The organism is Pantoea sp. GbtcB22 (assembly GCF_019091025.1).
In the GTDB taxonomy this organism is placed as follows: domain Bacteria; phylum Pseudomonadota; class Gammaproteobacteria; order Enterobacterales; family Enterobacteriaceae; genus Pantoea; species Pantoea leporis.
In genome coordinates this window covers 1-9691 of sequence record NZ_JAGXKB010000003.1, presented here as the reverse complement: position 1 = coordinate 9691, position 9691 = coordinate 1, and the positions used below count along the sequence as shown (strand labels likewise).

Here is a 9691-nt window from a genome sequence, read left to right as displayed (position 1 = left end):
ATCACCTCACCAACCAACCGCTCGATCAGCTCCCTCGCCCGCTTGCGGGAGAGGGTTGGGGTGAGGGCGTCCTTCAAACGACTCCTTATTACTATTCCGCATAACACACCGTTTTTTATTATTTGTTGCGATGACACCAACTTCATAACATGGACGAAACAGGGGCAGGAATCAGGAGAAAAGGGTGTGAATTTCCAGCAACTTAAAATTATACGTGAAGCGGCCCGTTGCGAGTTCAACCTGACCGAAGTGGCGAATACGCTGTTTACCTCCCAATCCGGAGTCAGCCGCCATATTCGCGATCTGGAAGATGAACTGGGCGTGGAAATCTTTATTCGTCGTGGCAAGCGACTGTTAGGCATGACCGAACCGGGCAAGGCGCTGTTGACCATTGCTGAGCGCATCCTTGATGAAGCGGGCAAAGTACGCCGCTTAGCGGATGTGTTTACCAATGAAACCAGCGGCGTGCTGACCATCGCCACCACGCACACCCAGGCGCGTTACAGCCTGCCGCGCGTGATCAAAGCGTTTCGCCAGCTCTATCCCAACGTGCGCCTTGAGCTCAATCAGGGATCGCCGCAGGAGATTGTCGCCATGCTGCTGGCCGGTGAAGCCGATATCGGTATCGCCTCCGAGCAGCTAGTGAACAACAGTAGTCTTGCGGCGTTCCCGTGGTTCAGCTGGCATCACTCGCTGCTGGTACCGCACGATCATGAACTGCTACAGCAGCAGCCCATTACGCTCGCCAGCCTGAGCCGTTATCCGTTAATCACTTATCGTCAGGGCATTACCGGCCGTTCTCGGGTGGATCGTGCATTCCAGGCTGCAGGTCTGCGCCCGGATATCGTGCTCAGCGCGCAGGATTCTGACGTGGTGAAAACCTACGTGGAACTCGGTCTTGGCGTGGGGATTCTCGCCGATCAGGCGTGCGATATTTACGAAGGCGAAGATCTGGTAAAAATCGACACCCATCATCTGTTCGATGCCAATACCGTGTGGCTCGGCCTGAAGCGCGGCCAGCTGCAACGCAATTACGTTTGGCAGTTCCTCGAACTCTGCAATGCCAACCTGTCGCTGGAGGAGATCAAGCGTCAGGCGCTCTCCTACGAAACCGAAAACGAACCGGCCATCGACTTCCAGATTTAATTCAGCACGGTGCGGCGCAATTCAGCCGCACCGCCAGGCAACCGCGTTCCCGCTTTCATCCCCGCCCTGAAATGTGCTAAAGACAAGGGCATTTCCCGCACATCAGGAGCAAACATGATCAGGCTACGCGCTATCACGCCACGCGACATCGATTCCGGCGTTGCCCTTACGAAGCAACTGCACTGGCCGCATCGCCGCGAAGACTGGCAACAGGCGCTGACGTTCGGCGCAGGCACGGTGGCTGAACATCAGGGCGACTACGCCGGCAGCGCGCTGGGGTTTCGCTGGGGCGAGCAGGCCGCCACCCTCGGACTCGTCATCGTCAGCCCACGCTGGCAAGGGCAGGGCATTGGCAAACAGTTGATGCTGGCGCTGCTGGAACAATTCCCTGATTACCGCCTGCGGCTGCACGCCACCGAGAGCGGCAAACCGCTGTACCAGAAACTCGGTTTTGCGGTAACGGGCCAGATCCTGCAGCATCAAACGCGCGCGCTGGCGGCGGTGCCGGCGTTGAATATGCCACCCGGTTTCACGCTGCGTCACGCGCTGCCCGCAGAGGCACAACCGTTGACTGCCTTCGATCACCAGGCGCACGGCCTGTGGCGCCCCGCGTTAATCACCCACCTGATTGCCGCTGCACAAACCCAAATATTGCTGGATGCGCAGCAGCGCGTGCAGGGCTTTGCCAGCCTGCGCCGGTTTGGTCACGGCTGGTCGATTGGCCCGGTGATTGCGCTGAATCTGGCGAGCGCGCAAACCTTGATTGCCGCCCTGATGCAAAGCCTGCACGGCGAGTTTGTGCGCATCGATACCGACGCCGCGTTACCGCTGGCGGCATGGTTGAACACCCTGGGTCTGGAGCAGGTGGATGCGCCCACCATCATGGTGCGCGGCACGCCGTGGATACCGCAGCCCGGCGCGATGCAGGCTTATGGTTTGATGACGCAGGCGATGGGATGATGCCGAGTAGCAAGTAAATCGATGCCGGTGCCGTCGCGGCGGAGGGTGTGTGTGATCGCCGCGCAACGTAGCGGCGCGATTTATCGCGCAATGCCAGCCGGTGCGCAATGCCAGCCGGAGCGCGATGCTCGAAGGTTCTGAGTGGGTAAACAACAAAAAAAAGCCACCGAATTTCGGTGGCTTTCCAGACAGATAATAGAGGATCTAACCGCTAAATCAGCTCGGTTTTCACCCCCTGCTGCACCAGCAGTTCCGCGTCATCGCCGTGGCTGTAAACCTCATACTCCACGCCCGCAACCGTCACAGTTCCCTGTTGATGCTGCCATTCGCTGATATCGCTGCCTTCCGGCAGAATATCTTTCAGCTGCACCACATCGCCGGCATCGCCATTGATCATCAGCTGGGTTTTACCGTCTTCGATAAACAGATCTTTTTCGCCGTAATGCAGCAGCGCATCCAGATCGATTATCAGCGTATTATCCCCGCTGCCGCGAATATCAAAGATCTCCACCGATTGAATCTCTGCTTGATGCTGAGATAAATCGAGCAGCTGATCTTTCCCGGTTAATTGCAGGGTATCAATCTGCGTTTCACTGCCGGTGATAGCGTGCTCGGTTAATTCGTCGATGCCGTCGAGGAAGTGGATATTGTTTTCGGGCTCATCGATTAACTGTGCCGAAGTACTTGGTGGCGTAACAATAGTGTATATATTATCAATTACTAAGTTCCTATAGTCTGTGAGAAAGTGGAGGTGTAAATCCCCAAAATTATTGCCGTCAAAAGTATTCCCGTAAGAATCACGATCTAAATGAAGTGTTTCGCCAGGCTTAATAGTGATTTTATCCGATATAATGCCAGTACCATAAATATTGAATACTTCATCTTGTGTTCCCATGTTATATATGTCTAAACCAATATCTACGATTTTATTACCTTGGATATTCAGCAAGACGTTAGCTGGAGAAAGAACATGCTCCCCAAAATAATCAGGGGCACCTTCAGGCTTTTGTTTAATATAAGTCTTATGCCAAACAAGCGAACAATTTCCATTAAAAAGAATACCTGCATCATTACGCAGACCCAAATTCATATCTTCAAAGTCAATTATTCCTTTTCTTCCTGAATAATCTTTTGTGATATTTAGCTCAAATGATTCTCCCCAATTTCCCGCTCCGGATTGCTTCACCTGGAAATCCCAGTCGCCTTTCGCCAGCGCCGTATCCGGCGTCCAGCTCCACTTACCATCCGCACCCGCCTTCACGCTGTAGGTTTTTTCACCCGAGGCATGCTGTGCACGGATCATCACCACGCTGTTCGCCGGCGCGGTGCCGCGCAGGGTTGGCGTACTGTCGTCGGTGGTGTCACCGCTGGCGAGGCTGCCGGTCTCGGCACCGAAATCGTCAAACGCATCGGTAATGGTGGGCGCTGGATCGGTGTAATTCAGAATAAAGCTCTCTGACCAGGCGCTTTTGCCGCTGCTGTTCTCTGCACAGGCGCGGAAGTGCCAGTTATCGCTGTGATCCAGCGCCGGCGACGTCCACTCCCAGCTGCCGTCGGCGTTCACCACCGTGCTGCCCACGTTCACCCACGGCTTATCCCACGGGCCGTTCTGGAAGTGAATGATGCTACCCGCCACGCCGCGCCCGCGCAGGGTTGGCGTGCTGTCATCGGTGTAGCCGTTGTGCTTCACGCTGCCTGTCACCGGACCGACGTCGTCAAACGCATCGGTGATGACCGGCTTGTCAGGCGCTGCCGCGACGTATTTCACCACAAACTTGTTGCTCCACGCGCTGTAGTGATCGCCGTTCTGCGCCCGGGCCTGGAAGTCCCAGGTGTTGCTGCTGCTCAGCGCCGGTGAGGTCCACTCCCAGGTGCCGTCGGCTTTCACCACGGTGCTGCCCACTGGCTCCCACGGCACGCCCGGCGGGCTGCTCTGAATGTGGATGATGGTGCCGGCCACGCCTTTGCCGCGCAGGGTCGGCGTGCTGTCGTCGGTGGTGTCACCGTTCTGCAGGCTGCCGGTCTGGGCACCAAAATCATCAAACGCGTCAACAATGGTCGGCGTCGGATCGGTGTAGTTCAGAATAAAGCTGTCTGACCAGTCGCTTTGGCCGTTGCTGTTCTCTACATACGCACGGAAGTGCCAGTTGTCGCTGTGATCCAGCGCTGGCGACGTCCACTCCCAGGTGCCGTCCGCTTTCACCACCGTGCTGCCCACGTTCACCCACGGCTTATCCCACGGGCCGTTCTGGAAGTGAATGATGCTGCCCGCCACGCCTTTGCCGCGCAGGGTTGGCGTACTGTCATCGGTGTAGCCGTTGTGCTTCACGCTGCCGGTCACCGGACCGACGTCGTCAAACGCATCGGTGATGGTCGGCTTGTCAGGCGCTGCCGCGACGTATTTCACCACGAACTTGTTGCTCCACGCGCTGAAGTGATCGCCGGTCTGCGCCTGGGCCCGGAAGTCCCAGGTGTTGCTGCCACCCAGCACCGGTGAGGTCCACTCCCAGGTGCCGTCGGCTCTCACCACGGTGCTGCCCACGGTCTCCCACGGCACGCCCGGCGGGCTGCTCTGAATGTGGATGATGGTGCCGGCCACGCCTTTGCCGCGCAGGGTCGGCGTGCTGTCGTCGGTGGTGTCTCCGTTCTTCAGGCTGCCGGTCACCGCGCCAAAATTGTCCCAGGCATCGTCGATGGTGGGCTGCATATCCAGCGCCGGATCGATGGTCAGCTTAAAGCTGCTCCAGCCGTTCTGGCCGCTCTTCTGCACCTCAAAGGTCCAGCTGCCTTTCGCCAGCCCGGACGGCGTCCACGACCAGTTGCCTGCGTTGTCCACGCTCACCGTGGTGGAAGCGTAGCTGCCGCCGTCCATTTTGTAGCGCAGCGTAATGGTGCCGTTGGCCGGGCCGCTGCCGCGCAGGGTCGGCGTGGTGTCGTCGGTGGACGCGCCGCTGCTCAGGCTGCCGGTCACCGGACCCGCGTTGTCGAACGCGCTGTCGATGCTGGCGTTGCGATCCGCGTTGGAATCGATGGTCAGCTCGTAGCGGCTCCAGTTTTCCTGGCCGTCCTTCTTCACCTCAAAGGTCCAGTGTCCGTCCTCCAGATCTGGCGCGGTCCATGTCCAGTTACCGCTGGCATCCACTTTAATAATGATGCCGCCGTTGCTGTACTTCAGCGTGATGCTGCTGTTGGCCGGGCCGGTGCCGCGCAGCGTCGGGGTGCTGTCGTCGGTGGTCCCGCCGTTGGCAATGGTGCCGGTCACGGCGCCGAAGTCATCCCAGGCACTGGTGATCACGGCATCGCGGTCCACGGTCGGGTCGATGGTCAGCGTAAAGCTGCTCCAGCCGCTCTGGCCGGCCTTCTGCACCTCAAAGGTCCAGCTGCCGTTGGCCAGCGCGGACGGCGTCCACGTCCACTTGCCGTTGCCGTCCACGCTTACCGTGGTGCTGGCGTAGCTGCCGCTGCCAAGCTTGTAGCGCAGGGTGATAACGCTGTTGGCCGGGCCGCTGCCGCGCAGGGTCGGGGTGGTGTCATCGGTGGTCGCGCCGCTGCTCAGGCTGCCGGTCACCGGGCCGACGTTATCCAGCGCGCTGTCGATGGTCGGGTAGCGATCGAGATCCGGATCGATGGTCAGCTGGAAGCTGCTCCAGCCGTTCTGGCCGGCCTTCTGCACCTCAAAGGTCCAGCTGCCTTTCGCCAGCCCGGACGGCGTCCACGACCAGTTGCCTGTGTTGTCCACGCTCACCGTGGTGGAGGCGTAGCTGCCGGTGCCGAGCTTGTAGCGCAGCGTGATGGTGCCGTTGGACGGGCCGCTGCCGCGCAGGGTCGGGGTGGTGTCGTCGGTGCTGCTGCCGCTGCTCAGGCTGCCAGTGTTCGGACCGAAGTCGTCCCAGGCACTGTCGATGGTGGCGTTGCGATCGGCGGTGGAGTCAATGGTCAGCTCATAGCTGCTCCACTGAGACTGCCCGCTTTTCTTCACCTCGAAGGTCCAGTCGCCGTCCGTCAGCGCCGGTGCGGTCCACGTCCAGTTGCCACTACTGTCTACCTTGATCGTGCCCTCAAACAGGGTGGCCAGGTGGAAGTAGCGCAGCAGAATGGTGCTGTTGGCCGGGCCGGTGCCGCGCAGGGTAGGTGTGGCGTCGTCGGTGATGCCGCCGTTGGCGATCAGGCCGGTATTCGCGCCAAAGTCATCCCACGCGCTGTCGATAGTCGGCTTGCGATCCACGGTCGGGTCGATGGTCAGCTTATAGCTGCTCCAGCCGTTCTGGCCGGCCTTCTGCACCTCAAAGGTCCAGCTGCCGCTGGCCAGCGCATTCGGCGTCCACATCCAGTTGCCGCTGGCGTCCACGCTCACGCTGTCGGTGTTGTAGCCACCGCTGCCGAGCTTATAGCGAAGGGTGATGACGCTGTTGGCCGGGCCGGTACCGCGCAGGGTCGGCGTGGCGTCATCGGTGACGCCGCCGTTGGAAATAACGCCTTTGACGGCACCAAAATCATCATAGGCGCTGTCAATGGTCGCGTTGCGGTCCAGGGTCGGATCGATGGTCAGCTGGAAGCTGCTCCAGCCGTTCTGGCCGGCCTTCTGCACCTCAAAGGTCCAGCTGCCTTTTGCCAGCGCGGACGGCGTCCACGACCAGTTGCCCGCGTTGTCCACGCTCACCGTGGTGGAGGCGTAGCTGCCGCTGCCGAGCTTGTAGCGCAGCGTGATGGTGCTGTTGGCCGGGCCGGTGCCGCGCAGCGTCGGGGTGCTGTCGTCGGTGATCCCGCCGTTGGCAATGGTGCCGGTCACGGCGCCAAAGTCATCCCAGGCGCTGTTAATCACGGCGTCGCGGTCCACGGTGGGATCGATGGTCAGCTGGAAGCTGCTCCAGCCGCTCTGGCCGCTTTTTTGCACCTCAAAGGTCCAGCTGCCTTTTGCCAGCGTATTTGGCGTCCATGACCAGGTGCCGTTTACGTCCACGCTCACCGTGGTAGAGGCATAGCTGCCGCCGTCCATTTTATAACGCAGCGTAATGGTGCCGCTGGCCGGGCCGCTGCCGCGCAGGGTCGGCGTGGTGTCGTCGGTGCTGCTGCCGCTGCTCAGGCTGCCGGTTACCGGGCCGACGTTGTCGAACGCGCTGTCGATGGTGGCATTGCGATCCAGGTTAGGATCGATGGTCAGCTGGAAGCTGCTCCAGCCGCTCTGGCCGTCCTTCTGCACCTCAAAGGTCCAACTGCCTTTCGCCAGTGTATTTGGCGTCCATGACCAGTTGCCGCTGGCATCCACGCTCGCGCTGTCGATGGTGTAGCCACCGTTGCCGAGCTTGTAGCGCAGGGTGATAACGCTGTTGGCCGGGCCGGTACCGCGCAGGGTCGGCGTGGTGTCGTCGGTGGTCGCGCCGCTGCTCAGGCTGCCGGTCACCGGGCCCACGTTGTCGAGCGCGCTGTCGATGGTCGGGTAGCGATCGAGGTCCGGATCGATGGTCAGCTGGAAGCTGCTCCAGCCGTTCTGGCCGGCCTTCTGCACCTCAAAGGTCCAGCTGCCTTTCGCCAGCCCGGACGGCGTCCACGACCAGTTGCCTGTGTTGTCCACGCTCACCGTGGTGGAGGCGTAGCTGCCGGTGCCGAGCTTGTAGCGCAGCGTGATGGTGCCGTTGGACGGGCCGCTGCCGCGCAGGGTCGGCGTGGTGTCGTCGGTGCTGCTGCCGCTGCTCAGGCTGCCCGTCACCGGGCCGACGTTGTCGAACGCGCTGTCGATGCTGGCGTTGCGATCCGCGTTGGAATCGATGGTCAGCTCGTAGCGGCTCGCGCTTTCCTGACCGTCTTTCTTCACCTCAAAGGTCCAGTGTCCGTCCTCCAGATCTGGCGCGGTCCACGTCCAGTTCCCGCTGGCGTCCACTTTAACCATGATGCCGCCGCTGCGGTCGCCGTTGCTGTACTTCAGTGCGATGCTGCTGTTGGCCGGGCCGGTGCCGCGCAGCGTTGGCGTGCTGTCGTCGGTGGTCCCGCCGTTGGCAATGGTGCCGGTCACGGCGCCGAAGTCATCCCAGGCGCTGTTGATCACGGCATCGCGGTCCACGGTCGGGTCGATGGTCAGCGTAAAGCTGCTCCAGCCGCTCTGGCCAGCTTTCTGCACCTCAAAGGTCCAGCTGCCGTTGGCCAGCGCGGACGGCGTCCACGTCCACTTGCCGTTGCCGTCCACGCTTACCGTGGTGCTGGCGTAATTGCCGCTGCCAAGCTTGTAGCGCAGGGTGATAACGCTGTTGGCCGGGCCGCTGCCGCGCAGGGTTGGCGTGCTGTCGTCGGTGGTCGCGCCGCTGCTCAGGCTGCCGGTCACCGGGCCGACGTTATCCAGCGCGCTGTCGATGGTCGGGTAACGATCGAGATCAGGATCGATGGTCAGCTGGAAGCTGCTCCAGCCGCTCTGGCCGGCGTTCTGCACCTCAAAGGTCCAGCTACCCTTCGCCAGCGTATCCGGCGTCCACGACCAGTTGCCTGCATTATCCACGCTCACCGTGGTGGAGGCGTAGCTGCCGCTGCCCAGCTTGTAGCGCAGCGTAATGGTGCTGTTGGCCGGGCCGGTGCCGCGCAGGGTTGGCGTGCTGTCATCGGTGGACGCGCCGCTGCTCAGGCTGCCGGTTACCGGGCCGACGTTGTCCAGCGCATCGGTAATCACCGGTCCGGCGGCAGCAACGTACTTCAGAATAAATTTCCCGGTCCAGTCGCTGATAACGTCGCCGTTTTGCGCCTTCGCGTGAAACTCCCAGGTGCCGTTTTTGCTCAGTACCGGTGAGGTCCACTCCCAGGTGCCGTCCGCTTTAACGACGGTGCTGCCCACATTAACCCAGGAGCTGCCCGCCAGGCCGTTCTGGAAGTGGATGATGGTGCCGGCCACGCCGGTACCGCGCAGGGTTGGCGTGTTGTCATCGGTGGTGTCACCGCTTGTCAGGCTGCCGGTTACCGCGCCAAAGTCGTCCCAGGCGCTGTCAATGGTTGGCTTCAGGTCCAGCGCCGGATCGATGGTCAGCTTAAAGCTGCTCCAGCCGCTCTGGCCGTCCTTCTGTACCTCAAAGGTCCAGCTGCCTTTTGCCAGCGTATTTGGCGTCCACGACCAGTTGCCGTCTGCATCCACGCTCGCGCTGTCGAGGGTGTAGCCACCGTTGCCGAGCTTGTAGCGCAGGGTGATAACGCTGTTGGCCGGGCCGGTACCGCGCAGAGTCGGCGTGGTGTCGTCGGTGGACGCGCCGCTGCTCAGGCTGCCGGTTACCGGGCCCGCGTTATCCAGCGCGCTGTCGATGGTCGGGTAGCGATCGAGGTCCGGATCGATGGTCAGCCGGAAGCTGCTCCAGTCGCTCTGGCCGGCCTTCTGCACCTCAAAGGTCCAGCTGCCTTTCACCAGCGCGGACGGCGTCCACGACCAGTTGCCTGCGTTGTCCACGCTTACCGTGGTGGAGGCGTAGCTGCCGCCGTCCATTTTATAGCGCAGGGTGATAACGCTGCTGGCCGGGCCGCTCCCGCGCAGGGTTGGTGTGGTGTCGTCGGTGGACGCGCCGCTGCTCAGGCTGCCGGTCACCGGGCCCGCGTTGTCCAGCGCGCTGTCGATGCT

3 protein-coding genes are annotated in these 9691 nt (G+C 61.3%); 2 read left to right on the top strand and 1 reads right to left on the bottom strand.

Annotated features, from left to right (window positions below; translation table 11 throughout):
• The first annotated feature begins 186 nt into the window (after positions 1-186).
• Both cbl and KVT28_RS11510 read left to right on the top strand, forming a co-directional pair.
• Positions 187-1146, top strand: coding sequence for an HTH-type transcriptional regulator Cbl (cbl, locus tag KVT28_RS11515; protein ID WP_101762578.1), 960 nt, complete (start codon positions 187-189; stop codon positions 1144-1146).
• A 114-nt stretch (positions 1147-1260) separates the two neighbouring features.
• Positions 1261-2106 carry a GNAT family N-acetyltransferase gene (locus KVT28_RS11510; RefSeq protein WP_217548572.1) on the top strand — a complete coding sequence of 282 codons (846 nt, stop codon included), beginning with the start codon at positions 1261-1263 and terminating at the stop codon, positions 2104-2106.
• 211 nt (positions 2107-2317) lie between these two features.
• On the opposite strand, the gene KVT28_RS11505 is transcribed toward KVT28_RS11510, so the two are convergent.
• On the bottom strand, positions 2318-9658 hold the full coding sequence (locus tag KVT28_RS11505; protein WP_217548570.1) for an Ig-like domain-containing protein: 7341 nt from the start codon (positions 9656-9658) through the stop codon (positions 2318-2320).
• Positions 9659-9691: the final 33 nt, after the last annotated feature.

What these genes read in the sequence shown, in the direction of transcription:
- KVT28_RS11510 (WP_217548572.1), top strand. Translation starts at nt 1,261, where the DNA reads ATGATCAGGCTACGCGCTATCACGCCACGCGACATCGATTCCGGCGTT.